At 58.4% G+C, this 26,203-nt stretch carries 24 protein-coding genes and 1 pseudogene; 18 read left to right on the forward strand and 7 right to left on the reverse strand.

Annotation, left to right across the window (positions count from 1 at the left end):
* Positions 1-379: 379 nt before the first annotated feature.
* Entirely contained in the window at positions 380-466 is an 87-nt protein-coding gene (locus NKJ00_RS23110; RefSeq protein WP_245266724.1) for an NUDIX domain-containing protein, read from the forward strand.
* A 589-nt stretch (positions 467-1,055) separates the two neighbouring features.
* Here NKJ00_RS23110 and NKJ00_RS23115 read toward each other — a convergent pair.
* Positions 1,056-1,991 carry an ImmA/IrrE family metallo-endopeptidase gene (locus NKJ00_RS23115; RefSeq protein WP_352486900.1) on the reverse strand — a complete coding sequence of 312 codons (936 nt, stop codon included), beginning with the start codon at positions 1,989-1,991 and terminating at the stop codon, positions 1,056-1,058.
* Positions 1,992-3,962: 1,971 nt separating this feature from the next.
* On the opposite strand from NKJ00_RS23115, the gene NKJ00_RS23120 reads away from it, so the two are divergent.
* Together NKJ00_RS23120 and NKJ00_RS23125 are read left to right on the forward strand one after the other, a co-directional pair.
* Positions 3,963-4,349: a hypothetical protein gene (locus NKJ00_RS23120; protein ID WP_031260607.1), complete on the forward strand. Its 387-nt coding sequence runs from the start codon at positions 3,963-3,965 to the stop codon at positions 4,347-4,349.
* A gap of 68 nt (positions 4,350-4,417) precedes the next feature.
* Complete coding sequence (locus tag NKJ00_RS23125; RefSeq protein WP_352631480.1) at positions 4,418-5,140, forward strand: thermonuclease family protein; 723 nt, start codon at positions 4,418-4,420, stop codon at positions 5,138-5,140.
* A 571-nt stretch (positions 5,141-5,711) separates the two neighbouring features.
* Here NKJ00_RS23125 and NKJ00_RS23130 read toward each other — a convergent pair.
* The 3 genes from NKJ00_RS23130 to NKJ00_RS23140 form a co-directional block, all read right to left on the reverse strand.
* On the reverse strand, positions 5,712-5,846 hold the full coding sequence (locus NKJ00_RS23130) for a hypothetical protein (protein WP_023760395.1): 135 nt from the start codon (positions 5,844-5,846) through the stop codon (positions 5,712-5,714).
* Positions 5,843-6,280, reverse strand: coding sequence for a toxin-antitoxin system HicB family antitoxin (locus NKJ00_RS23135; RefSeq protein ID WP_198032244.1), 438 nt, complete (start codon positions 6,278-6,280; stop codon positions 5,843-5,845). Before NKJ00_RS23135 ends, NKJ00_RS23130 begins: the two co-directional genes overlap by 4 nt.
* Positions 6,281-6,755: 475 nt before the next feature.
* Entirely contained in the window at positions 6,756-7,955 is a 1,200-nt protein-coding gene (locus tag NKJ00_RS23140; protein ID WP_352631339.1) for an IS256 family transposase, read from the reverse strand.
* 57 nt (positions 7,956-8,012) lie between these two features.
* Between NKJ00_RS23140 and NKJ00_RS23145 the strand changes: the two genes are divergently transcribed.
* Positions 8,013-8,651, forward strand: coding sequence for a hypothetical protein (locus tag NKJ00_RS23145; RefSeq protein WP_352631340.1), 639 nt, complete (start codon positions 8,013-8,015; stop codon positions 8,649-8,651).
* A 119-nt stretch (positions 8,652-8,770) separates the two neighbouring features.
* Here the strand turns inward: NKJ00_RS23145 and NKJ00_RS23150 are convergent, their stop codons facing one another.
* Together NKJ00_RS23150 and NKJ00_RS23155 are read right to left on the reverse strand one after the other, a co-directional pair.
* Positions 8,771-9,388 (reverse strand): UvrD-helicase domain-containing protein, encoded by a 618-nt coding sequence (locus NKJ00_RS23150; protein WP_352631482.1) that lies wholly within the window; start codon positions 9,386-9,388, stop codon positions 8,771-8,773.
* Positions 9,388-10,311, reverse strand: coding sequence for a RecB family exonuclease (locus NKJ00_RS23155; RefSeq protein ID WP_352631342.1), 924 nt, complete (start codon positions 10,309-10,311; stop codon positions 9,388-9,390). Before NKJ00_RS23155 ends, NKJ00_RS23150 begins: the two co-directional genes overlap by 1 nt.
* A 12-nt stretch (positions 10,312-10,323) precedes the next feature.
* Here NKJ00_RS23155 and NKJ00_RS23160 point away from each other — a divergent pair.
* A pseudogene (locus NKJ00_RS23160) lies at positions 10,324-11,319 on the forward strand (aldehyde dehydrogenase family protein); the annotation flags it as partial.
* A 96-nt stretch (positions 11,320-11,415) separates the two neighbouring features.
* Here the strand turns inward: NKJ00_RS23160 and NKJ00_RS23165 are convergent.
* Complete coding sequence (locus tag NKJ00_RS23165; protein WP_352631344.1) at positions 11,416-11,775, reverse strand: HAD family hydrolase; 360 nt, start codon at positions 11,773-11,775, stop codon at positions 11,416-11,418.
* 322 nt (positions 11,776-12,097) lie between these two features.
* Here NKJ00_RS23165 and NKJ00_RS23170 point away from each other — a divergent pair, with 322 nt between their 5' ends.
* The 13 genes from NKJ00_RS23170 (at position 12,098) to NKJ00_RS23230 (ending at position 26,198) form a co-directional block, all read left to right on the forward strand.
* Positions 12,098-12,820, forward strand: a complete 723-nt coding sequence (locus NKJ00_RS23170; protein WP_352631345.1) for a LuxR family transcriptional regulator — start codon at positions 12,098-12,100, stop codon at positions 12,818-12,820.
* Between the two features lie 85 nt (positions 12,821-12,905).
* Positions 12,906-13,565 (forward strand): acyl-homoserine-lactone synthase, encoded by a 660-nt coding sequence (locus tag NKJ00_RS23175; protein ID WP_352631347.1) that lies wholly within the window; start codon positions 12,906-12,908, stop codon positions 13,563-13,565.
* A 26-nt stretch (positions 13,566-13,591) separates the two neighbouring features.
* Positions 13,592-13,894, forward strand: coding sequence for a hypothetical protein (locus NKJ00_RS23180; RefSeq protein ID WP_352631348.1), 303 nt, complete (start codon positions 13,592-13,594; stop codon positions 13,892-13,894).
* 98 nt (positions 13,895-13,992) lie between these two features.
* Entirely contained in the window at positions 13,993-15,447 is a 1,455-nt protein-coding gene (locus NKJ00_RS23185; RefSeq protein ID WP_352631350.1) for a ferritin-like domain-containing protein, read from the forward strand.
* A 26-nt stretch (positions 15,448-15,473) separates the two neighbouring features.
* The gene (locus NKJ00_RS23190) at positions 15,474-16,952 is read left to right on the forward strand and encodes a LodA/GoxA family CTQ-dependent oxidase (protein ID WP_352631352.1); all 1,479 of its coding nucleotides are present in this window, start codon (positions 15,474-15,476) and stop codon (positions 16,950-16,952) included.
* Positions 16,949-18,043, forward strand: coding sequence for an FAD-dependent monooxygenase (locus tag NKJ00_RS23195; RefSeq protein ID WP_352631354.1), 1,095 nt, complete (start codon positions 16,949-16,951; stop codon positions 18,041-18,043). Before NKJ00_RS23190 ends, NKJ00_RS23195 begins: the two co-directional genes overlap by 4 nt.
* Before the next feature lie 15 nt (positions 18,044-18,058).
* Complete coding sequence (locus NKJ00_RS23200; RefSeq protein ID WP_352631356.1) at positions 18,059-18,388, forward strand: hypothetical protein; 330 nt, start codon at positions 18,059-18,061, stop codon at positions 18,386-18,388.
* A 17-nt stretch (positions 18,389-18,405) separates the two neighbouring features.
* A complete protein-coding gene (locus tag NKJ00_RS23205; RefSeq protein ID WP_352631358.1) occupies positions 18,406-19,899 on the forward strand; it encodes a S8 family serine peptidase in 1,494 nt (497 codons plus the stop codon).
* A 138-nt stretch (positions 19,900-20,037) separates the two neighbouring features.
* A complete protein-coding gene (locus tag NKJ00_RS23210) occupies positions 20,038-21,564 on the forward strand; it encodes a hypothetical protein (protein ID WP_352631360.1) in 1,527 nt (508 codons plus the stop codon).
* Positions 21,565-21,572: 8 nt separating this feature from the next.
* Positions 21,573-22,649 carry a caspase family protein gene (locus tag NKJ00_RS23215; protein ID WP_352631362.1) on the forward strand — a complete coding sequence of 359 codons (1,077 nt, stop codon included), beginning with the start codon at positions 21,573-21,575 and terminating at the stop codon, positions 22,647-22,649.
* A gap of 43 nt (positions 22,650-22,692) precedes the next feature.
* Positions 22,693-24,549 (forward strand): pYEATS domain-containing protein, encoded by a 1,857-nt coding sequence (locus NKJ00_RS23220; RefSeq protein WP_352631364.1) that lies wholly within the window; start codon positions 22,693-22,695, stop codon positions 24,547-24,549.
* Positions 24,550-24,948: 399 nt separating this feature from the next.
* Positions 24,949-25,128 (forward strand): hypothetical protein, encoded by a 180-nt coding sequence (locus NKJ00_RS23225; protein ID WP_352631366.1) that lies wholly within the window; start codon positions 24,949-24,951, stop codon positions 25,126-25,128.
* Positions 25,129-25,181: 53 nt separating this feature from the next.
* On the forward strand, positions 25,182-26,198 hold the full coding sequence (locus NKJ00_RS23230; RefSeq protein WP_352631368.1) for an iron-containing redox enzyme family protein: 1,017 nt from the start codon (positions 25,182-25,184) through the stop codon (positions 26,196-26,198).
* Positions 26,199-26,203 lie beyond the last annotated feature (5 nt).

A 26,203-nucleotide genomic window follows, 5' to 3' on the forward strand; every position in this document is an offset into this window, starting at 1 on the left:
ACGGCTCCATCGAGATCACATTCGCCTATCACAATGGCGATGAGGCCATCCTCAAAGCCAAACGGGACACTTCTTCAACAGCCTGCTAACGCTTGAAAGTAGAGGAATCTGCGAGGATGATCGGAAATGCTCGGCCGAATTTGGGGGGAGACCAAGGCAAGAGCATCAGCGTTCGCCCGATACGTTTGGGCGAAAAGAAAGACGCCGAACGGCGTCATTCCCGATCCATATACCTTCGGCTTTTTGGCTGCACCGTCTCCCATGGTCAGCGAAGATGCCGCCTTCGGTCGCGGAGGGCAAGTCTCTCTCGAGTAAGCACAATCTAAAGGCGCGCTCGCGGGGCAGAGCTACTGGGCGACGCCCGGTGGAGGCTTGCAGCATGGGGGAGACGTTCGAACAGGCCGCAATCCGCGAACTGCGCGAGGAAACCGGAATCCTTGTGGATCGCGTCGCGCCCCAGGTGTGAGAGCGAGAATTTGTGCTTCATTTGCCCGACGGCGAACATGTCATCGCCGAGGAGCGATTCTTCCTGATACGGGCCGATAGTTCCACAGCCGAGCGGGAGTTCATTTGCGAGAGCAGCTAAGGCAGCTTTGTGTCTCTTGGTGCTCGGTGCCGTGGCGCCGCCAACAGGATTGGCGTAATCCGCATTGCGACGTGGGAACGATATGCCTGCTATTATCAGAGCCGCCACTATTGCCGACTTGCCGCGCATGGTCGATCTCTTGTTGGAGGATGCTAGGCAAAGACACGCTCTCAACCCGACACTCTGGGCGATTGCAGATGATGCACATGAGAGGGTGGAGGAGGCGGTGAGATTCGCTTTGGAGGCGGACAAGCAGCCATTCCGGCAGAAATGGCTCGTTGCCGAGGGGGATGACGCGCTCGCCGGTCTCCTTCTTTGACGGCATCGAAAGGTCAGGGGAGCTAGAAGGCGCTATTTTGAAGTTTGTAGTAGGGTCGACATTTCCCGACCGGCTTTGCACTGCCTAAGCGTAACTGCGAATCGGAACCTTGTTGAACCACGCGCCGCTGGCGGTCGACGGGTGGCATCGTTAGGGTTTGGCGAGACTCACTTTCTTTCCAATATGATCGCGCCATAAGCCGAGCCGCTTTATTCGATATTCAACAAGTTCCGGTGAGGTCCCGAAGAAGGATGCGATCTCGGGGGCACTTTTGCCATCCGAGACCATACGCTTGATCGCGTCTCGTGGAAGCAAAGTTGCCGATGCCAAGAAATAAGCGTCGTGCTCTTCAGCGCTATCATATGTTCGACCGAAGCAGCCAGCAATCTTAGCTATCTTGGTTAGCTTGTGCCCGGCAAGAATATGCCAATACTCCTCAAGTAGCGTCACTCTTTGTCTCTCAACGGTATGGTAGTCGTTTAAAAAGACAACCCAGCTATCCTGATCGGAATTCAAGGGAACGCTCATAGCGGACCACTCGCCGCGCGACGGTCCAGCAAGCGTGTTTTTTGCCTTTCCGGAAATACAGGTGGATTCCCGCAATCGTTCTACCGTAACAGAATCAACAACCAAATAAAATGGATCCAGCGGATCGCTTTTCTTCAACCCTAACTCTTTTCGGAAATCTTCGGCCGTCTGCTCTAGCTCCTCCTTAGACATGGCGATAACTTCAGCATCTATCGGCGCGCTGCTCGGTTCTGATATATCACCCTTAGTGTAGTGCTGACGAAGACACACGGCTGCGTGCAGTAGGGTTTGCACAGTCCCGGAGGACGCGTTTTTGCCAGCGCGGAAGTGGACGAATGCCACCCGATCAAAGCCAAGCTCGTGTTCATCGGCATCAGGGCCGAGCCACTCGAGCAGCCTAATTTTGGAATTGTTGTCGGGCGATCCGTCGCCCCGCTCGATGCGGGCCAGCGTGGAGAAGCTGATCCCCACAATCCCCGATAATGCCCTTATACTAAGACCTTCGCGTTCCCGCTTCTCGCGGACCGCCCCGACGAGCTTTTCTTCGAATTCGTTCATGTTCACCATTGTGCGATCAGCACACCTTGACACACTCCGCTCCAGAATGCATCCTGTGCTGGTGACACAGACTCGCACATCGGCAAGCAAAATGGAAGTGTTGTTGACCAACGATGCGCGGGCTGAGTTGCAGCGGATTGGCGACGGTTTGGACGCGCGCCAGCCCGTAGGGGTAAGGGACCGGGGAATCGTAATTCTCGGCCCACAGCCCACATCACCGACTGTCCAGGAGAAAAGTAATGAGCAACAGCAAGGAGCGGGAGGACCCGCAGCCCGATCACGGCAAGGGTCCACCAGACGGGAAAGGTCGTCCGATCGATCACGGGCGCCCCGTGCCGGATCACGGATCGTCGGCCTCGCCGGCAACTACGCCGGGCAGCTAGAGAATGTGCAACGGGCATACCCCGGAGCAACTCTCCTCCCCGATGACCATGGAGTATGGCTTCTCGCTCGCAGCCAAGTCATAGATGGTTTAGCGCGAGAAGCCATATTCCTTATTGCCTTACCAGAAACACCAGCGGTCGAGCCGCGTGGATGGGCGTTCTGGGAGCAAGATGGGCAGGTCGAATGGATCGGCCCGCGACATACCAATTTCCCTGACGGCTCGGTCTGCGCTTATCACCCCATGCTCGACAAAGCTTGGTCGCCAGGTGGTGATTTGTGCACGTTGCTCGACCTTTATAGCGTATGGGCGCTTCGTCACCTTCATTTGGTGGTGTTTGATCGGTGGCCGGGACGCCAGTATGCGATGCCTGATGAACTGGGCCAATCTGATCCCTATTATCGGCTAACTCAGTTTAAGGAGGCCGAGCTTTGCAGCTGCGGATCAAATCGGCGCTATGGCGAATGCTGCCGGCCGCATGACCTGAAACTGCCCTTTCTGTCAATTCTGCACGCCTTCAAAAGGCGTAATCTCGGTCTCGGCATCCTTGGTCGAGCGCCCCCCGCCGAAATTCCAGCGTTGATCGCCCAAGGAGGACAAAAACCTCCACCTTCCATGTTAGAGGTTCACTCCGCTCTGCGGGCGCATGTCGCGGACGTCAGCCGGAATCCGTAGCTCTACATCCCGTAAGAGATGCACGATCGGGTCAGAGGGGGAAGCATGCCGCTCCTGACGAATCCCCAATGCCAGGTGCCGACGACTTCCGAGCCCTCGAACCAAGTCGAAAAGTTCAGCTTCGGAAAATGCAGCACGCGGGCCGCCCATCATATTTTCTCAATATCGTGGTCGCCTGGACCCTTTGCCCATGGGGTCCAGCCCTTGCATAGCCGTTGCGCCAATTCGCTGTTTCGCATCTTCATTCCTACGGAATGATGGATAAAATAACGGGGTATATCCGTCGGAATAGGGAAGTCTACGAACTGCCAGTAGGTGGAATTTGGCAGAATTTACCAGATTTGTTCATCACTCTTGCACCAAATTCAACTTTAGGAGATGCTAACTCGGCCTTGGGAGGGCTGGGGGATGAGAATAGAAGCATTTGTGGCACTTGGTGCCACGGCAGCGCTGGGCGGCTGCCAAACAAGCAATCAAGCTGACTACATGCAAATAGGCTACGGGCCTAGTTTCGACGTCGCCCACGCTCAATGCGAAATGCATAAGGGGTCGGTTGACCAAGGCTATATTGCTATCGGGTCCCCGGGCTTTGTTGCGGGGGCCGGAATCGGCAATGCCCTCGGCAACTTGGCTGCCGAAGACCAGTATATGAAGAACTGCCTCATCCTAAGCGGGTGGAAGCGTGCCCCGCATGGCCAGAGTGCCACGGCAGCTCCAGCCGTTGCTGGTGGCGCGCCACCGACACCCTATGGGATCCAGCGCGCACCTGGCAGCTGGATCAATACGGCGCTGCTGGACTGGTCAGACGCGAATAACAAGTGCGTCGCCGGCGACAAGGCCGCGTGTGGGACTCGAGCGAAGCTTGGTGCGCAACTGAGAGCCGCCGGCATAAACCCGGCGCCGGTCTAGGGGCCATGCAGTGGAACCTGGCGATCTGCCTTGGCATCGTTCTGGCATTGAGCGGCTGCGCAGCGGATTATCTCAATCACTACGACAGCGTGACGCTCTCTGCCGGCGACGCCAATCGCGCCAATAGCCTCGCCCAGACAGTCGACCCGTTCAACCCGAACAGTCAGAACACGCATATCGAGGGCGACGGCCAGCGAACAGCTGGAGTCATCCAGGCCTTTCGCGGAATCCCGCTGACACCGCCAGGCCAAGGTGCGCGCCAAGGTGGCGGCGGGGACTCTGGCAATCATCCATGCGATCTGCGCAATGGGGTTGACAGCCTAGGCCGGGCTTGCGGTGAACGTGCCGCCGAAGCGAAACCGGGCGGCCGCACCGGACATGAGGCGAACTAGCAATGCTGCGTAGAATGCGATCGCCTCGCCGGAGGCCACTTGGCGTGGTGCAAAGGCGCCTGATCTTGGTGACGGTGGCCGCGGCTGGCGCTCTGGCTGCGCAAACGGCCATGCAACACAGCGACCGCATACCTGAGTTCCATCTGCCGAACTGGACCAGCGCGGGCTTGGCGACGATTGCCGGCGTGGCATCCGTCATCGACGGCGACACGATCGAAATCCACGGACAGCGCATCCGCTTCAACGGCATCGACGCGCCGGAGAGCCAGCAGCTTTGTAAAAATGCGAGCGGGGCCGACTATCCCTGCGGCCGGCGATCGGCACAGGCGCTTGACACCTTCCTGGCCGCGTCGAAGCCAGTGCAATGCACATTCGTGACCTGGGATCGCTATCACCGCTTTGTCGGCGACTGCCAGCGTGCCGATGGCGCCAGCGTGGGCGCTTGGATGGTCGAGCACGGCCAAGCGATCGACTGGCCCCGCTACAGCCATGGTGCCTATGCAGCGCAGCAGGGGAAGGCGGAAGCGGCGAAGGTCGGGCTGTGGGTCGGAAAGTTCCAAGCGCCGTGGGAACGGCGCGCCGGGCATGGAGACAATGCCCAACCGGCGGTGAGCCAACCGCTCGGCACCATCAGCCGTCAACAGGTAGCGCAAAGCTACTCATGCCAGCCGCGGCGGAAATGCTCGCAAATCAGCTCGTGCGACGAGGCTCAATGGTATCTCAGTAATTGTCCGTGGGGCGGCAAGCTCGACCGGGATGGCGACGGGCAGGCGTGCGAAACCTTATGCTAGGAATGGCGACGATGACAGCGAGACTAATTGGACTGGCTGTGGCTTTGTGCCTGCCCTTTCAGATGGTTGCGCTTGCGGCGGGAGAACCGACTGTGGTCTCCTGCAAGTTTGAGCACCTGCCTCCGATGCTGCTAACGTTCCGTGGCGGGATGGGAGCTAACGACAATACTCTGCAAGTCGGACAAACCCCGCCCGTTTCGTTAAGCGTCGGATCAAGTTTGATGGTTGCCGAAATAGGGGCACAGGAGCTGACGTTTTCCCTTCGAATGCCCACCTCTGTTTCAATAGCCGCGCCTGGGAATGACGTCATCACATACTACGGAGACTGCATTAGCTCCCTACAACCGCGAGGATAACCGGTGCGGCTACTTCTAAGGGCTGATGGAGCCGAGCGGCGCAACTGGCTGGATTTATTCTCGGCTCCGTTCGACCCTTCCGTTGAGGTGCTTAGTCAGGACGGGCAAGAGCATCTTGTTTTGAATGTGGCGCGGTTGGAGTCGAGCTCACGATCGAAGTGTTGTGAAAAAGCGGTGTGGCTCATTGGGAGCGACCCTCGGATGTGTGATGAAGCTTATGAGATAAGCCGATAAGCGCAATACGCGCCTATCGCGACTGCCGCGATGGCAATGATTATGGCGACCGCACCTTCGGCCGTCAGCCTGACCTTGAGGCTGGCACGCGAGGCAGAAATCTCAATCTTGCTCACGGCTTGTCTCCATCGCCGGCGCAGCCTTCGAGGCAGCGCACCATCCAGGCATTGAGGGACTGTTTGTTTGCCTCAGCTTTTGCCGCTAACCGCGTCCTCAAACTCTCCGGCATTCGCAAAGTGAATTTCACCTCACCCGAGCCGGCTTCAGGCATTTCACCGAACAGTTTCTCTATGAGCTCGGGGTCCCAGCTCATATTCTTTTCGAGCCACTGACGGGCCTCGTCCGGAGTCAGCGGTGTGATCGTGTCGTGATCATCTTCGTTCTGACCATCCATGAAATTGTAGCGGAAGAATGCACCATGGCGGGTCTGGTAAAGGTAATCGCCATAGCTCCACCACTCCTCATTGGAGGTCCAACCGCCGATCTGGGTTGCCGTTTCGGTGTTGTAGGTTTTGCCATCGATAATCCGCTTACATTTTATCGGACGCATGAAGCGCTCCATCAGTTGCCGTCAACTGATAAGGTAGGTGACTTGCCGTCACCTGTCAACACTTGCCGTCACCTGATTTAGCATGACTCAATGTGACAATGTCCTTTATCAGTGATTGTGCGCGTAAAGTTCAACGCCGCTCTATCGTCTTAATGGTCCGCGCCATCTCTCGTTCTCACAGCATTGCTGCGCTTCTAAGCCATGCTGCAAAGGCGGGCTGGGGCCGAGCCACCGACACCAAAACCGGAAACCATACCTTCGGGCGACCGTCGACCGGATGAGGCGACGCTCGATGAAGTCAAGCGCTACTCATACAGAACTCTCGATTGCGACTAAGTTGCTTGCCAGACAACGAGAAACCCCTGATAGAATGGTCAGGGAGATCAAAGTCATGCTTGAACGAGGGGATCGTGTCCCGCTGCGTGGTGTAGCTGACGGCTTGGTCGCCGCGCTCTCCGGCATGGGGCCGGGCTGATCAGCGTGCCACGGCTGGCAGGCTGATCAGAGGATCATCGCTCATTTGGCTGATGGTTTCCAGCGTCATGTATCTGGCGCGCTGCACGGCCCATTCGTCGTTCTGTTCGAGCAGGATAGCGCCAACCAGGCGGACGATGGCGCCATCATTTGGGAAGATGCCGACGACCTCGGTGCGCCGCTTGATCTCGCCGTTGAGGCGCTCGATCGGGTTGGTCGAGTGCAGCTTGGCGCGGTGCTCCTTGGGGAAGGTCATGTAGGCAAGCACGTCGGGCTCGGCGTCGTCCATGATTGTCGCCAGCTTCGGCACCTTCGGCCGGATCTGGTCGGCGACGGCGCGCCATTGCGTGCTTGCGGCCCCGGGCGTTTCCTGGGCGAAGGCGGTGGCGATGAAAGCGGAGACGACGCGGCGCCCGCTCTTGCCGGCATGGGCCAGCACGTTCCTCATGAAGTGGACGCGGCACCTCTGCCATGTCGCGCACAGCACCTTGGTGACGGCCGCCTTGATGCCTTCATGGGCATCGGAGACGACGAGCTTGACGCCGCGCAGGCCACGGCGGGTCAGCTTGCGCAGGAACTCCGTCCAGATCGGCTCGGCCTCAGACGTGCCGACCTCCATGCCCAGCACCTCGCGTCGGCCGTCCGCATTGACGCCGACAGCGATGATGACGGCGACCGAGACGATGCGGCCGCCGCGGCGCACCTTCAGGTAGGTGGCATCGATCCACAGATATGGCCAGTCGCCCTCGATGGGTCTTTCAAGGAACGCTTTGACCTTGCCGTCGATCTCTTCGCACAGCCGGCTGACCTGGCTTTTGGAGATGCCGCTCATGCCCACGGCCTTGACCAGATCGTCGACCGAGCGGGTCGAGATACCCTGGACGTAGGCCTCCTGGATGACGGCGGTCAGCGCCTTCTCGGCCATGCGGCGCGGTTCGAGAAAACCGGGGAAGTAGGAGCCCTTCCTGAGCTTGGGGATGCGCAGTTCGACGGTGCCGGCCCGCGTCTCCCAGTCGCGCTCGCGATAGCCGTTGCGCTTGGCCGTGCGCAACGGGTTCTTCTCGCCATAGGCGGCGCCGGTGGCGGCCCCAACCTCCAACTCCATCAGCCGCTCGGCGGCAAAGCCGATCATCTCGCGCAAGAGATCGGAATCCGGAGTCTTCTCCACGAGCGCGCGCAGGTTCATCATGTCGTCGGTCATCGGTGGTCCTTCCGAAATGGGTTGGCGTCAACAACCAAACCCTACCGGAAAGCGCCGATGACCACCGCAAAGCCGCTCGCTCGCTACAGCGCTACCAACGGCGCGCTCGCGAGCAGCTTCGCTACCGCCGAGCTACACCACCTCATGGGACACGACCAACGAGGGTCGCAGTGGTTTCGTTGGGAGCCACATATTCATGCGCCCGGAACGATCTTCAACGATCAGTTTGGTGCAGACTCTTGGGAGGCTTATCTCTCAGCACTAGAGGCCGTAACTCCGGCTCTAAAGGCGATCGGAATTGCCGACTATTACGGGATCAGTACGTATCAGCGTGTGCTGGCCGACAAACAGCAGAACCGCTTGCCCGATTGCGACCTTATATTCCCCAACATCGAAATGCGACTTGGGATTGGCACGACTAGGGGCAACTTCGTCAACATCCACCTTCTAGTTGACCCATCAGACCCCGACCACGTCGATCAGATTACAACGATGTTGAGCCGTCTGACATTTCGTGTCGGGGACCAAGACTACGGATGCACAGCTCCTCAGTTGACGCGTTTAGGTCGACGCCTCAATTCAGCGCTTACCGATGATCGTGCTGCGCTTGCATATGGCTCGCAGCAGTACAAAGTGTCGATTGAGGAATTGCGTAGCCGATCAAAGCTCGGCTGCGTCTCGAAGCAGTTCTCGTAGAATGCGGCGAGGGTTTCGAACTCTCCAACCAGGGTCCAGGTGCGGCGTTCCTTGGGATAGTCCGCTTGCCAGCGTCGGAACGCACGGACGCTCTCGACAAATTCGATATCCTTGCGGAGCTAGAAGTCGACCGAAACCGTTCCAGCCCCCGGATGCTCAAGCTTGAGCTTGGCAAGGTCGAAGCTGTCCTTGACGACCTTCAAGGGCTCGAACTTGGAGAGGACCGCGACCGGATCCTCGCCCTCCCTTGTTTGCAGGGACAGACGCTCGAACAGCCATTTGGAGATGACGCTCTCGAACATCGCGTCGGCCGCAGGCCCATCCATCATTCGCGACCCGGGATCAAGTCCCGTTTCGACGGCATAGGCCATGATAATCTGCTGGCAGAACGCGTGAATCGTGCACACGGTTATCTCGTCGAAGGCACCGATTGCCGACTTGAGGACAGCCTTCCTTTCGTTAAGCAGCTCAAGGGTTACAGCGCCGCGCAGGACCTTCGGGATTTCTCCGGCCAGCAGCTGGGTTGCGTATTTGCGAATGCGCAGCGACAGCTCGCTGGCAGCCAGTTCGGTAAACGTAATCGCGGCTATGCTGTGGGGCGGCGCACCGTACAACATCAGCATGACGACGCGGCCGGCAATCAGCGACGTCTTGCCCGTGCCCGCAGCCGCTTCGACCAGCAATGTCCTGTCGAGTTCCGAGAGAACGCGACTGCGCTCGAGGGCATCGCTCAGCATCACCGCTCCCGCCAAAGGGGCGCGAGCTTGTGCTGCGCGGCGTTGAAACCTTCATCCTTGCGCCCCTGGTACCGGTCGAGCGCCGCGGGCAGCGCGATCCTGAGTTGATTGTAGCCAGCGAACGCATCTGGTCCCGGATAGGCGATCCCAGCTCTGAGCCCTTCGACCGCGATATCGATGAAGCGCAGCAGCGTCTCTTCCGCTTGCTCGAGCACGTCGCCTTCAAGACGCGCCGGAGGTTCCATGGTGTCGAGGTAGACGAGACGGGAGATGATCGTGCTCACCTCGGGGATTAGCTGTTTGATGGTGACGGCGTAGAGTGCGCGCTGAACCTCCGCTCCGCCGCCAAGGATGACGTCGCGCAGATCGCGCGGCGTCTTGCCGGTCTTGTAGTCGGACATCCGGACGCCACGGCGGTCGGACTTCACGTCGACACGGTCAATGCGTCCCTGCAAGAGCATGCCGAAACGGCCGATCAGGACCTCTTGGTCTTCGCGCCAGGGATCGGAACGCTTTGCCTGCGACTCAGGCGTGCCGAATGGCACCTCGCTGAAGCTGTGGGTACCAGGACCGAAGCGGTCATCGACCGTCAGCCCGCGGCGGGCCCGTCGCCGTGCCTCTTCGATCGTGTCCAGCCAGAGCAGGCTCGGCGGCACTGCGCGGGCAAGCGGCCAGTGCTCCGCGATGCTGTTGGCTGCTGCCTCAAGCGCGCTCTCGATTTCTCCTGGCGTTGCGCTGACAAGGCTGGGCATGCGCTCGACCGCGAGGCGCAGCAATTCATGCACCAGCTCGCCGAAGGTCATCGCATCGAGTTGCAGCGGCTGAACCGCGAGCTCAGGCGCGGTCATCCCCAACACTCTTAGCCACACATAGCCCAAGGGATCACGCAACAGCCGCCGCAGTGAGGTAGCGGATTGCGGCAAGCTCAGAGCGCGCAGATCGCTTGCTGGAAGGGCGCGCCGGCGCTGATCTGCGGCAATTCCATGGTGTTCAAACCTTCCGAGAACACGCCGCTCGGTGCACTGAAGATCGCCGAGATCCTGGTCGAGGCAGGCCTGCCCAAGGGCCTCTACAATGTAGTCCAGGGTGACCGCTCCACTGGCCTGCAACTTGTCAACCACCCCCATGTCAATAAGGTCTCGCTGACAGGCTCTGTGCCGACAGGCCGCAAGGTGGCGGAAGCCGCTGCGGGTAGCCTCAAGCACGTCACTATGGAACTCGGCGGCAAGTCGCCGCTGATCGTCTTTGATGACGCCGACATCGACGGCGCAGTGGGCGGCGCCATGCTCGGCAATTTCTACTCGACCGGCCAGGTCTGCTCCAACGGCACTCGCGTCTTCGTCCAGAGGGGCGTGAAGGGTGAGTTCCTCAAGCGGCTCAAGTCGCGCACCGAGGCGATCATGATTGGCGATCCGGAGGATTATGCGACCCAGATGGGTCCGCTGATTAAGCGCGCCCATCAGGAGAAAATTCTAGGCTACATCGAGAAAGGTAAGGCCGGGGATGCGACGCTGATAACCGGCGGCTCGATCCCGAATTCGGTTTCCGCCGAAGGTTGTTATATCCAACCCACCGTCTTTGCCGATGTAACTGACGGCATGGAAATTGCACGCGAAGAAATCTTTGGACCGGTGATGTGCGTACCCGATTTCGATCATGAAGAAGAGGTGATCGAGCGAGCCAACGGCACCGAATTCGGCCTTTCCGGGGGCGTGTTTACCAACGACATGGCGCGGGCCCATCGGGTGGTAGACCAAATCGAGGCTGGGCTTGTGTGGATCAACACCTATAACCTCTGCCCCGTGGAAATTCCGTTCGGCGGTGTGAAGCAATCGGGTTTCGGGCGGGAGAATTCGCTGGCCGCGATCAATCATTATTCGGAATTGAAGACGGTCTATGTGGCGATGGGTAAGATCGAGGCGCCGTACTAGCGGCGATGACGTTGCCGGATGCGACGTGCTTTTTCCCTAAGGACCAAAATGCATAGCGCTTGGACCTCAGGGCGTGCGTTTCGTCTCCATCCTGCCCTACGATCGGCCGTGCAATTCAGCTTCGTTCTTAAACCTCGCGGTTAGCTGAATGTAGGTATCGACCGTTGCGTGAGACGGAAGTAATTCTCTAAGTCCTTGAAAAACATGGTGATGCCGGCAGGAATCGAACCTGGCCCGGGAAGGGCGAGCCGGGGTAAATGTTCGGGGTTCCAGGGGAAAACCCATCCCGCGTAGGCGATGCGCGTGATCCTCCGGTGTGTACTTGGAATTGTTGGTAAAAATCTGAAATGCTCGTGAGTCTTCGACCAAGGCCCGGATGAAGTCGACAGACCCTTCGATAGGTGATCCCGCACGCACGAGAACGCCATCCACGTCGATTAGGTGCGCGATTTCCATCGCTGTCTCCAAGGTTTGATTGAGTGGGAACAAAAACGGCGCCGCGGTTGCGGAGGCATAAGATGCAAAGGCAGTGCGCCTTGAAAAGCCATTCAGTTCTGCCGTCTTACAAATAGGATGCTCTGGCGTACAAAAAGGCGAGCCCGCCCTTGCTGCTGAGCGGGGCGCCGATCGCAATGTCGCCTCGGCTTTCACTACCTTGAACCGGGAACTGCGCGAACGCGGTAGCGTCAAGAGCCGGTCCTGGAACGACTCGATTTTGTTATTCCGACGTCCTGATTCCGGCTATACTTGTAACGAATTGTGTGGGAGGGGCATTTAAATGATCGATGCTGATGTATTTGACTTTGTCGAGCGGTGCCGAAAGCACTCCTTGGCCAAGACGCTTCTCGGCGACCTTCTTGAAACAGTGAGGAATCTCGGCTTTGAGCACCTTATCCTCAGCGGGGTTCCTCTCGGGGGGCAGAAGCTGGGGCCAATGGTTGAATTGAACGGTTGGCCCGAGGGTTGGTTTGAACGTTATGTCGAAGCCGAGCATGCTGCTGTTGACGGCGTTTGCATCTATTCGGCAAAAACCTTGAAGCCATTCCTGTGGGCCGACGTTCCGGCAAAGTGGTCCGAGACGGAAGGCTCACGACGCGTTGCGGGTGAAGCAACCGAGTTCGGCATTTGCAGCGGTTTTGCCGTGCCGATGCTAAGCGTCCACCATTGGCAGTCAGTATTGTCGTTTGCTTCTTCGCATAAGACCTGCATGCTCTCGCAGCGCCAGCAGGTCCAGTTGGTGACGATGGCGGTCTATGCTGGCATGTCGATCCAGGCTTTGTCGAACAGCGAAGACGGCGATGAAGGTCCGTTGACCGATCGGGAAAAGGAAGTGCTTTTGTGGGCGGCGGCCGGCAAAACATCGTCAGAAACCTCCCAAATCCTCGGCCTGAGCGAGCGCACGGTCAAATGGCACTCCACCCGGGCTCGGGAGGCGTTCGGCGTCGCCACGACCACCCAGGCCGTCGTCGAGGCGGTCCGCCGGCGTTTGATTCACCCATAGTTGTGTCAACTGTCCGATCGGACAGGTGACGTATTTTAGCTCGACTGCAACTATTTCCCCCAAGAACGATCGGGGGATCGCGCAAATGATCACTGCTCATATCGTCAACGCGCAAAACAAGCATCTTTACGAAACCGAATTCGACGAGTTCTTGCGTCGGCGGCACGACTTTTTCGTACACCAGAAGCGGTGGCGCCCCGCGAGCCCAGACGGTCGCGAAATGGATCAGTTCGATACGGACGCGGCCACTTACCTACTTGGTATCGAAGATGGCCGCGTGGTCACCTCGGCCCGATTGATACCAACAAGCGAGCCGCACATGGTTTCGGAGGTATTCTCTCATATGTGCGAGAAGTCCGGCGTTCCAAGGCGTCCCGACTGGGCCGAATGGACGCGCACTTTCGTCGTCCCCGACAAACGCGCAACCGGACTGCGGGGTACGTTGACCCAATTGTGCTGCGCGGTGATGGAATACGCCCTGGACGAGGGTCTGAGCGCCGTCGGCGGCGTTCAGGAAACCTACTTCATGCCCCACCACGGTGCGCTCAAGTGGCGGGCCGAGCCGTTGGGTATGGCGAGGGAAGAAAACGGTGAATGGTACATCGTCGCCTACATCGAAGTGGATGCGGCGGCTCTGGCAAGCGTTCGCAGGATACTGGGCATCGGTCACTCGCTGCTGGTCCGTCGCGGGATTCAGCGGCCTTTCATCGAAAGCAGCAGCAATCTGCAGAACGTGCCTGCATAGCAAGCAATCGGAACCAGGAGGAGAGCATGAGGTCACGTGTCATCTTCATCGCCGCAAGTATGATTATTGGGCTTTCGTCTGGGACGCAAGCACAGCAGGTCACGGCCTCCGGATGCGCGGAAGCCGGCGTTGAAGCGGGGTGCGTCATGATAAAAGCCGACGACAAGCTCTACAACATCACGCATGCCAGCCCCAAGCCGGTGGCAGGAACCTACGGCACCGTAACCGGGACCGCATCGGGCGACGCAGATACCTGCCAGCAGGGCGTTCTTCTCAAGGCTGCCGAATGGAAAAGTGATCCCGATAAGGCCTGCGCCAACACACAATAGTCGAGTTGGGTCTACGCAAGGCCGGATGGCGCAGAGATGAGGCTATTCGAAACGCGAAGATATGAATTGCCGGCAATTTCTGACAATCGGAGGAACCGTTGAATATCGCCGGCATCCAGCCTCGTGTCATCAGGTGGCGCAAGCCAATAGATGCCGACATCAAGACACTCAACCTGGACCTTTCCCACGCCGATAGATCCAAGGCCTTTGCTTCCCACCAAAGGCAGCTCAGTATTCTGGCGGAGATCGGCGTTCCAATTGCAGAGGGGGCCGAAACAGCCAAGGAGTACGCAATTGACCTATTAAGGGTGGCCGCTGAGGTGGAGCACGCCCTTATGGTGCAGTATCTTTATACAGCCAATTCGGTCGTCGCCGGCAGCAGCGGAGAGGAGAATTACCAGCGGAAAATCTTGAACATCGCCATCCAGGAAATGGGCCATTTCGCAACGGTGCAGAACCTTCTGGTACTGCTAGGCGGGCCCGACGCCGTCTACGTTCAGCGCGATGTCTATCGCGCGAACAGCGACAAAAATCCGATCCCGTTCATACTGGAACCACTCACCCGCACGGTCCTCGCCAAATATGTTGCTGCAGAAATGCCAGCGGAGCCGCCTGCTCAGCTTGCAGATCAAGTGAAAAAGCTTGTTGCGCTCGCCAAGCAGGACTCCGGTATCGAGCCACATCGCGTTGGTGCGATCTATACGGTGCTCGAATGGTTGTTCATGGAGGAAAAAGACGCCGTCCGCTTTCTCAATCTTGTAGCCCTTGTGCCCGAACTGGGCAAATACCCACACCTGACGGATGCCGACCTTTCAACGCCCGCCGATATTGCTGCTTACCAGGCCGACAAGGAGGAATGGGATGGTGCCGCGGACTGGCCGTCCCTGCTTATCGAGCCGGCGCGCAGCAGGCAGGAGGCGGTCGCAGCCATCAGGCTGATTGCGGAACAGGGGGAAGGGTTTGAAGGAAACGAGGAGTCGCATTTTCACGAGTTCATCGAAATGTTCGATGCGTTTGAGGCCGGAAAGGTGAGAACGAAGAGCATAGCAACCTCGCCCGACCTGGGCACGGGTCATGGCGCAGAGCGACCTACATTGATCACGTCATCATTCACCAAGCTTTGGGGTCAGGTTTTTAGCCTACAGTACACACTGATCGTGCTGACCATTCAGCACGCCATCAGAACTCCGCGGGGAACGTCGCAGGACCCTGGCTTGCGAAAGGAAATCGCTGACCTCGCAATGCGCGGCATGCGCAAGATTGTCGAGGCTGTATCGGCTATACTGGCCAACCTTCCACTTGAGGACGGGGGCGCGCAGGTTGCCGGCCCGCCGTTTGACCTGGATCCCGCAGACCTGATTGTGTCGGATCCGGCCGGTCTGCCCGCACGCCAAATCGATCTGCTAGACAAACTCGAACCGCTCTATATCGAGATTCAGAACAGTGCGGAGTTCGGAAAAGATTCCGACTACCGCATCGAGGTCGCCAATCTCCGAAATATGGACAAGCTGCGTCGGCAGCTGTTCGAAAATCAACCCATTCCGACTGCTTGAATCCTAAATTGGAAGAGGACCAACGGATGCCCCGGTACAAGATCTTTCCTGCGATCGGTATTGCCCGGCTGGGCGAGGACCAGGATTTTTTCCTGGGGCCAGAGATCCCCGGCGGCGGGCCGACAGAGGCTGCAACCGGCGCCCCTGTGACAAGATTCAAGAATGCCGATAAGACGAGACTGCGCAAACAGGGTGCGCGGTTTCACCTGTTCGAATCGGAGGACGGGGTTACCTGGACGCCGGCAAATCTGCCTCCGTCAGCGACGGTGGAATGGTCCGTGACCCTTGAGAATAAAAAGTCAGCAATTGTTCGACCGCCCAACCCGCCGATCAAGTCCACACGGCCCGCTCTCGACGCAGCAGCAGCGGGAATGCACATCAAGGGAGGCACGAAGTCCGTCGCGGGCGCCAGTGCGATCGGTCCGACACTGGCTGGGATGTTCAAGACAACCGCCAACGGTTCCGCATTTGAAGTCCCGGTCGAGCTTGGCAGTCTTCGCACAGACGCCAACGGCATGCTCATTCTGCTTGGGGGGAATGGAATATCGGGCGCACCGCCTGGCACCCCGATCGGAGGGAGCTACTATCGAAATCCCAAATGGTATGACGATGTTTCTGACGGACCGGTTACGGCGAAAATCAGCATCGGTGCCGGCGACGCTCCCGTATATGCCGAGGGCGGCGCTTGGGTCGTCGTGGCGCCTCCGGACTACGCTCCGGGCATTGGCGGGATCGTCACGCTCTATGATGTCATCCGGCAAGTCGGGATCGACCAGCTGGGATTGGCGCCTCCGGCTGCGGTCCCATCATTTGATCTCGACATCCTGCCGTTGATCCAGCGAGCACGCCGTTATCGCTGGGTGCAGGATGAAGCGACGTGGCAAGACCCGTCGTTTGAAGATCCGAAGCTGCGAAGCAGGTCCATCTCGGATCAGCCACTACGTGCCACGGTGCAAGCGCTGATCCTGAAAGCAGAGAAACTGCTTGAAGGTCATACCGATCCGGCAGGGCCAAAGTTTGAAATCAGGCAAGCGCAGAAATCGAATCTCGCGGCGTGGGTAGCAGGAAATTTTGACGATACGCCAACCTCACATGGTCCAACGCCAACCGCGAACGGATTGACAAGAGCCGCTCTCGAGGGCGCGGTCGGACAGGGTTTCTGCCCAGGCATCGAAGCCGGAATCATAGTCCTCGATACGACGCTGTACACTTCCCCCTTTGACTTCCGCATTGACCAATCGACGGTGGCAGCCGGTGATCTGACGGCCCTGATGGCCCAGCCCTGGCAGGCGGATTTTCTAAAATGCAATACCAACTGGTGGCCAAGCCAGAGGCCAGATACCGCGTTCCAGGATCACGATAATTACAAAAACTGGGTCCGCGGGGCCAGTAAGCACAGTTTGCTGGTAGAGCGATTTCCCCGGCTAGGCTTCATAGTGCAGGACGGTGCAAACGAGGTATTTCTGGAAGCCGAAAGAGATCCCGCGATGCCAAATACGCCATGAACAGAGGCGGCCGTATCGTGATCGTCGGGGCCGGACCGGCAGGATGCGCTTGTGCGCTTGCCCTGGGTCGCCTCGGGTATGCCGTGACACTGCTGAACAGCGAGCGTCCAGCAGTGTGGCGGGCAGGGGAAGTGTGCGGGCCGAAGCTTGTGCAATATATCTCCAGCACGTTCGGCATCGCCCTGCCTTCAGAGGCGGCATACCCGCTGTCCTATTTCCATTCGTGCTGGGGGACGACGGAACTGGCAGGACATTCGTACAAGTTCTGGTCGGCTGGACCAGCCATTGTTCTGAACCGGTCCGCGTTTGAGCGGTGCCTGCTTGATGCAGCGAAATCGATCGGCGTGGACGTGCTGGACGGCTACAGAGCATCTGCTTGTGGATGGGACGGGCATCGGTGGCGTCTAAGCGGAGTATGCGGGGACGAGGAATTCGAGCTTGATGCCGATTTCGTTATCGAGGCGGTCGGACCACGAACCAAGTCGATTGTCTACAGTGATGTTGCAAGGCTCTTTTTCGATGACCAGGTCTGTCTTTCCTTCGAGGCGGATTGTGCCGGTCTCGAGGACGAGGGAGCAATCGTGGAATCCTGTACCGCAGGATGGTGGTATGCCTGCCGGATCAGTTTCGATCGCCAGATTGTCTGCCTGTTCACGGATGCCAGCCTTGTGTCTGGCCTCCGCCGTGACCAGTTCGTGCCTGAGCAACTTTCGTTGACCAGATTTATCAAGGCCCGAGCGCAATGGGATTGTGCTGCTGTCTTGAGGGTTTCCAGCGCAAGAACGTCCGCGCGCAGCTTGCTGTGGCGAGGTCGGTGGATTCCTGTGGGGGACGCCGCATTATCGCTGGACCCGGTATCCGGGACCGGAATCGAGCGCGCGGTTGCCGATGGGGTGGCTGCCGCGACAGCCATTTCCGCATCTGCGGACCATGGGACAGACACGCCGTTGCGGGCGTATGCCAGGCAGCGCGCAGCGACATTCCAGAAAGCGCTTCTGAAAAGGCGAGCGATTTATCAGATGGAACGGCGCTGGAAGAGCCATCCATTCTGGATGACACGCTTATCAGGCGTGTCATCCAACGGGATCTGAACAGGATCATACCAAATGTCCGCGACGATCTGCTACGATAGGGCCCTCTTCTGGATACAAAGTAGATCATTCAAAACGATGACAGACCAACACGTCGAGCTTTTCGTGAGGTTTAATCCGCTTGCGGACACCGAGGTCGTCCACAGCTGGTTTGAGCAGCATGGGCTTTCGGTCGCTCCAATGAAGGTTGGCGCGTTGCTGACAGGATCGAGATCAAAAATCGAAAAAGCTTTTTCCGTCTCCCTAAATGAAATCGCGCCTGCAGCTACCCTGCCGCTGCCGGCGGAACTGCGCAGCCACGTCGAAAGCGTCACACTCTTTGAGCCGCGTTCCTATCATAACTGAGAGATATGGAGAGCACGATGACCCGTTTTGGCCTCCCGATCGAAACCGTATCTGACAACCCAATCCCAGCAATGGTGATGGGTTATGTGTCTGTGCGAGGAAAAGCATCAGTTTTTGAGGAGGATAACAAAAAACTCAAAACCACGTCCCAGGCCTATCGCGCTACCAAGGGCGATCGCGATGCCGTGCGCCGCGAACTTGAGAAGAGCGGCTTTTCAATCGTTGCTGAAAGCCTGCTCGGGTTTTCGGTTGCCGCTCCTGGCGGCGCTTACGAAACGATTACCGGCGCTAAGCTGCATGCAAAGGAGCGGTTCGTCTATTCCGCCGGCGGCTACAGCCAGTACGTCACGCATCTTGATATTGTCGGTGACAAGCAACCAATGGCCCTCGGCGTTGGGATGGTCAAGTCGAAGAGCCTCAAGATCGATGGCATCGTCCTTGAAAAACCGCGGATCTATCATGCCGTTTTCCCTTCTCCGGTTCCTCCAACCTCGCCCAAGTACCACCTGCGTGTTCCAGGCGACGTCGCTCTCACGTTGAACGCGATCGCCTCACACAACAAGGGCTTCAAAGGCAAGGATGTTCTGGTCGCGATGCCGGACTCAGGATGGTATCGCCACCCCTTCTTTACGGCCAACGGCTACCAGATCAGAACGCCCGTGGCGGTCGTGGAGGGAACAAATCGCAGCAAGGACCCTCAGGGTCACGGCACTGGCGAGTCTGCTAACGTCTTTGCCCTGGCACCGGAATGCGAGCTTCAGCCGATACGGGCAAGCAACAACAACGGTGACCTGGTAGGTGCCGTAGCAGGATTCCTGAAGGCTAAGGAAATAGGCGCGAAGATCATAACCTGCTCGTGGGGAGGGGACGGGACGTACCCGCCGCCTGGCCTCCCCGACGAGGCCGATATGGCGCTGGCAGCCGAAATTCAAGACGCCATAGAGCATAATACCCTGGTCGTTTTCTCGGCCGGCAACGGCCAATTTTCGGTGGAGCCTCAGGTGAAAGGGGTCCTGGCCGCTGGTGGCGTCAACATGGACAAGAACGGCAACTTGCGAGCCTCTGACTATGCAAGTGGCTACCAGAGCACCTGGTTTGACCAACATATCGTTCCCACAGTGTGTGGTTTGGTGGGCATGCAGCCGCGGGCCCAGTATCTGATGTTGCCCGTCCCGCCGGGCTGCGCGATCGATCTTGACGAAGCCGCGCCTAATGATGACGATCCTTCTACTGACGGAACCCTGGCCGATGACGGGTGGGCACTGTTTTCTGGCACATCGGCGGCGGCTCCTCAACTGGCTGGGGCCGCAGCCGTACTGTTGGGCGCAAAGCCTGCGCTGGTGCCCGCTCAAGTAATTGAAGCGCTAACAGAGACCGCGGTCGATGTGGTCGTGGGGCGTAGTTTTCCTCAGCGCTTCAACAGCCCGGCAGGGCCGGGCATCGATTTGGCAACGGGAGCAGGGCTGGTGAATTTGGATGCTGCCCTGCAGTACGCGCTCTCAAAATTCTAGCGAAGCTGGATCGCGCAAAACGCATCGCTCGATATCGTTGAGCGCGAGACAGTTCCGCCATTTGCCATGCCTTCGCTCGTCTTGATGCATTTTTGAACGAACCATTCTGCCAGCGGTAAGTCACGAGAGGGAGAAGTCATGGGGGTGACGATACTTCGGACGTCGGGTGGCAAGCTCGACAGGACAAATGAGAAGGCGCTGAATGCTCTCATCGAACGGATCGGCAAGGGCTCGCCCAAGGTGCTGGTGCATCTGCATGGTGGCCTTGTTGATCAGGCCTCGGCAGAGAATATGGCTGGCCGGCTCTCCGGCACGGGCGATGCCGCCTACAATGCGCCGGCTGACTGGGAGCAGGTCTATGTCGTCTGGCGTACCGGCACCTTTGAGACACTTGCCCGGAAGTGGAAGGACCTTGCGACAAACGATCGCCTCTACAAAGCGATCCTGAAGCGGCTGCTCAGCTTCGTGAGCGGCAAGGTTCGTGTAAGCGCCATTGCTGGACGGTCATTGGCGCAGGAGCGCGTGCTGACCCCGGCGAACATTCAGGCTCGACTGGCATCCGGCAGCGACGATCCGTTCGGTGATGTCGACGCCCTCTATATCGCGCCAACAGGTAGCAGGTCCGCAATCGGAGTGGCTGATGAGGCTGACATGGAGAGCGAGCTGAAGTTGGAGTTGCAACTCGATACGGACATCGAGGAGGTGGCGAGCGGTATTGAAGAAAGCCTTGCTGCCGGTCATCCCAAGGTCGCCCGAAAAGGTTCGTCGGGAGACGCTGCCCTGGGAAAGGAATCGTTCGACCGGCTCGACACGAAGATCCAGAAGGAACTGAAGGCGCAGGCGTCCACGCTTTCCTCCACACGAGGTATCATCTCCGGCGAGATCGTCCGCAAGATCATCACACATGGCGTGAAAATCGGCATGCGCTCGATCAATCGGTATCGCGAGGGCCACGATCACGGTCTGCACGCCACCATCGTTGAGGAAATCGCACGGGAGTTGTACGCCGGCGTCATCGGATCGGCGATCTGGAGCATGATGAGGGACAACGCCTCCGAGCACTTCGAGCCCACAGGTCTCGGCAGCCGCCTTTTTGCCGCTATCGCGGATAATCCGCGGGCCAAGCTGCTTGTCGTCGCGCACAGTGCAGGATCGATCTTCGCAAGCGATCTGCTGCTATGGGCGGACAAGCACAAACCTGATCTCGAGACCGACCTAGTGTTCCTGGCTCCCGCCGTCCGGACCCTGAAGTTTGCTGCCGCTCTGGGGGCGTCAGAGGCGCGCATCCGTCGATTTCGCATGTTCGCAATGCAGGACGCGGTCGAGCGCCGAGACGCCCTGTTGGGGACCGGGCTCGGGTTCATATATCCGTCATCTCTGCTGTATCTTGTCTCAGGCCTGTTTGAGCAAGGCGCATCAGACGAGATGTCCGATGCGCCGCTGCTCGGGATGCAGCGCTTCCAGGATCCCGGTTCGAGCTGGCTCAATGATGCTAGGGAGGGTCCTCCGCTCCAGCGCGTGAGAGCCTTCCTGGCCGCTGGACCGGATCGCATGGTCTTCTCCAAGGTTACTGGAGGAGATGGCCTCAATTGCGACGCCGTCTCGCACGGGGCATTCGATGACGAGATCGCTACGCTAAAGAGCGTGGCGACGTTTTTCGCCTGAGGTCCCCGATGGCGGCCTGGGCTTTCATCGTCGGAATCAATGATTATCCAACCGATTCGGGAATGGAGAAGCTGCACGGTGCGGTTGCGGACGCCGGGGAGTTCGCTGAATGGGCACTTCACCCTGATGGGGGCAATGTCCAGCCGAACGATCTCTATTTCTGGACATGTCCATCGCCGACAACCGCTCACCTCCAGCGGCTTCATCAATTCATGCTCACGCCGAAGAAATGGCCTATGGTAGCGCCAGATTTCGGGCGACCTCCCACCGCGTCGGAAATCAACATGGCGATCGGGCTCGTCGCGACCGCCGCCCTTGCGGCTGGCGCGTCCCGGCTCTACGTCTTCCTCGCTGGGCACGGTCTCCAGACCCGGCCGGAGTCCTATCTGGAGGACCCCCAGACCTGTTTTGTTGGTGGCAACTATCACCCGACGACGCGGACCGCGGGCTTGGTGCCTTGCGACGACATGATGCGGATGCTTAAGGCGCAGGGCCCGCCCGAACTGGTTCTGTTCCTTGACGCATGCCGTAGTGATGCATCGATCAAGGTGTCGCGTCCCGCAGGCCTCTGGGACCGCATCGCGGACCCCGGCCATCACCAGCGTTGCGGAATAGCGCGCAGTGCCCAGCCTCAGGCCGTCGCCTATGAGGTTCCGCACGACGCGCCTAGCCGCGGCGCATTCTCGAAGTTGCTCGTCAACGGTCTGCGTGAGCATCGCAAGGGAGGCCGGCTGACCTTTCGTGATCTCGATGATTATGTGTCGGGAGGTATAGTCGATCTCGTGAGACCGGCCTCCCAGTATCCAGACTTCAATGAACAGCCACGGCCCTGGCAACTTGTGCTCGCCTCCGGCCCCGTCATCGGCGCGGGCTCCAATCTGGTCGTTACTTTCTCGCAGGCGACGTTCGGTGTTGGAATCATGCTGGTTGGCGGGCCCGCCAATATCCGTATGCCCCTGACTGGAACGCTGCAGCCGCAGTCGATACCGCTTGTGCCAGGTGTCTATGCGTTGGAAACCGCTGCTGGCCAGGAACTCAAGGCCTTCCCCCATGTTGGTCCGGGAGATACCCATGTCAGCATCTGAAGCGGCAACCACAGCCAGCAGGCGAGGCAGTGGGCGCCTAGTGGTGACCGCACCGCTGGGCGCTGAGATATCGGTAACCGACGGCGGCTTCTCCAGAGTTGCGAGCGGCGTGACACTGCTCGACCAGGCGTTTTCCGAGGGTGTCTACACTGTTCGATGGGCCGCGGGCGAGCGCGGCCGGCAGTGGATCGTTCGGCTTCGGGAGAGTGCGACATTGCGGATACCCGAAGACGTCGGCTCCGGTGCAAGCGACGGTCCGCCTGAAGATGGCCGGCTCAAGGAGATTGCCAACGCCATCGCGGCACAGCCAACCCTGACGCGCGGCGCCGAAATCCTTGTCGCTGTCCTGGCTACGGACGACCAGACCAAGACAGATCTTGGCCAGAATATCGAACTGCGCGATCCAAACGGCAGAAGGATCAGCCGTGACCAGAAGCGCATCTACAATGGTGTGGCGGCCAGCTGGATGATTGTCGGGCATTCCGTTGCGCCCGGTCCGTTTGTTCTGCGCTATGAGACTTTCGAGCGCAAGATTGTCGAGCAGACTGTTTATGCAATTGAGCGCCGAAGGACAGTTGTGCTGCTGTCCTATGCACAAACCTCGGTCATTGCCCAGGAGAAGGGTGATGCGCGAATACGCAAGCGGCGCGGCATAGATCCTGCACGCACAACCATGGTGTCGCTGGCGGCAGGCACCGCAGGTAACCGTCTAGCGGAAGCGATCGCCACGGCGGAGACACTGCTGCACAAGCTGCGCACGCGGACCGCGCCGCTTGATCCTTCGGTTGCCGCGATGATTATCGATGACGACGATCCCTATCTGCATCTTTATGCGGCGGCTGCCGTGATCGCCATATCCGGGAGCGCGGTCGAGCGTCTTACGACCGTGCTTTCGGATGCGCCCGGCAAACTGACGGCGGGCATCAACGAGGCCACAACCTTGCACAACAAGCTCGCGAAGTACAAGGACTGGCCGGACGTGCGCTGCCTGGGCTGGAGGCTGGCAGCCGATCAGCCCGGAGCATTGCCGTCCGCGCCGGGGCTGCTGGTCGCGCCCATGCTGGAGATTGCCTGGCGCTGGGCGTCCGGCCACAGCGTGGGTGATCCGGCAATGGCCGTCGATCCGTTGATCGCCGCGACTGCCGCCAGGGCCAACCCGGGAGCGATTCCATGGCTTGTTGCCGGCACCGCGCCTACCAGGACCGGCGCGGGGCCTGCGACGGGCTCGGTAAGCGAGATCCAAATCGACCTGGCCCGGCTCGTTGATGGACTAAATAACATACTCAGCCGGTCTCCCGAGGTTGCGAAAGGCTTCGGTTCAAGGGAGCCGATTCGCAGGTTCGATGTGTCGAATATCGAGCCTGCAGCCGGGTTTGTCATTGAGGCCATACTGCGTTCCGGTGTGGCGGAGCGGTGGCTAAAGCCGGATAGCGCGCTTGTCCGGCAGCTCGCATCATCGCTAGCCACTCCACTCTCTTCGTTAGCACCATCGGTCAGGGCCGCAGCGCTTAAGGTGATGGATCTCGTCGAGAGCGGCAGCATGACGAGCGCTCTCGACGACGACCCCCATAAGGGCCGGTTTGGTGGAAGCGCAAACTACAAAGGCATCACCCTGTCGCTGAAGTCTTTTGAGGAATCCGTCAGCCAGGAGATCCTGGCACTCCGTCTCATGGTGGCCAGCCACAACGCCGGCCAGCCACTGCTTGGGCCGGTGACCTTCTATCTCCATCCAACCTTCACGCCGAGTTCCGAGATTGTACGCGTGATCGACGGCCAAGCGACTTTCTCCTGCTACGCCTGGGGCGCGTTTACGATCGGTGTTGAGACTAGCGATGGTTTGCGCGTTGAACTGGATCTTGCAGAAGACAAACGTCTGCCGGGCTGGTTCCGGGGGCGCTGACCGACTGCATCGTAAACACGGGAGCGGCCAGGGAACCGATATGCGGGACGGCGTCGGTCGCCATCCTGAAGCTTGAACCATCTGGGGTAGGAACACCCGGCAAAACCGGCACGTCTGTATCCTAACCTCGGCAGAAATGGAGGCCGCGAACGAGGGCATGAAATCCGGTAATAGGCCACTGAAAAAGTAGCACGTGATCTGCTGCGAAATGGTCGTGAAGTTGCATTTTTGACGAGATGTTGTCGGCCGAGCCGACGAGCGCGCCATCGATACAAGATTGCGGGGTAAGAATCGCGTGTATAAAACGCATATATTGAGTTATTTAGAAGTTGTGACGTAAATTTGTTGACTCCAAAAGCTGACAGGCAGAAACTCTTCTTGCATCTAATGGAGGAGAAAATGTCAGAAGAAAAGACTGCCACCGGTGAGGATGTCATCGTTCACGTTCCCCCTGGTACCGCCAAGAATGTGAAGATTGTCGAAACGGACCCTTCCGGCCGCGGCCAGGATATCACGATCCAGGTAAGCCGAGAACGAAAGGTCGTGGTTTCCAAGGCAATAGGCGTCATCGTTAAGTAGGCAAGGAGCAGACGGCTCAAACGTCGTCTGCTTCTTTGGCAAGGCACTTTGAAATGGACAGCAACGTCTCGCTCAGTTTCCCTCTTTCAGTGGACTCTTTTCGAAAATCCTTGGTTTTGTCAAACAGCCAGGAACAGATAAAATTCGAAGGGATTCCTCCCGGTATAGGATTTTCAATAATAAGGGATATTAATGATCAGGCTTCGCCTCTGGATCTGGCGGCAAGGTATAATGTTGATATCGATATTGTTCGAGAGTTTCTGCTGACCCTTTCCCGAGAGAAGCTCGTCACTGCGGAGAAATTACCCTTTTTCAAGGGCAGCCAAATTTCTGCTGTTCTGTCCTCTTGCTACAAGCAATGGAATGACACGCTCTTCTCTCATCGGCTTTGGACCTCGCTTGCTGATGGCACCGCTAGATCTGGCGTCGTGGATGGCTGGCTGATTGAATCCTATCATTTCATTCGCGGCGCAAACGCCCGCCTGTCATATGCTGTATCGTTATGCCAAGATCAGCGTATAAAATCGATTTTCGCCCACCACTATTCGGAAGAGTACGATCATTACAAATTCTTTGCGGAGAGCCTCTCAAGAAGAAAGATAGATCCTCTTCATATTGATGAATTGGGGCCATTGCCGTCTACTCTAGCTGTCTTGAATATGGCTCGGCGTGCCGCGCGGATCGATCCCCTGGCTTACGCCGCCTGCTCGGGCCTTCTTGAGTCCACGGGCAGTGATTCAGGCAGAGCGAGAGAATTCTACGGGTTGGTTGAGAAAAATTACGACCTTGATCAAAGCGGATTTGTAGAACCGATGGTGCGGCACATTGATCTCGATGAGGAGTTCGAGCATGGCGATGTAATGGCCGACGTCTTTAACCCTATAGAATATATTGAGGAAGAAAGAGCAAACACGATATTGCAAACTGTTAGCCTGTTTCGCGAGACGCTCTCTATGTGGTTCGATGAAATTGAAAGATATTACTATACGTCACCGTACCGGGCAGGCATAAGATACCGGTTTGTTCAAACAAATTCACCGAGGGACCGGTATGTTTATTCGCCATCCTGACGTCG

The sequence above is a fragment of the Mesorhizobium sp. M0227 genome (assembly GCF_040321855.1).
Taxonomy (GTDB): Bacteria; Pseudomonadota; Alphaproteobacteria; order Rhizobiales; family Rhizobiaceae; genus Mesorhizobium.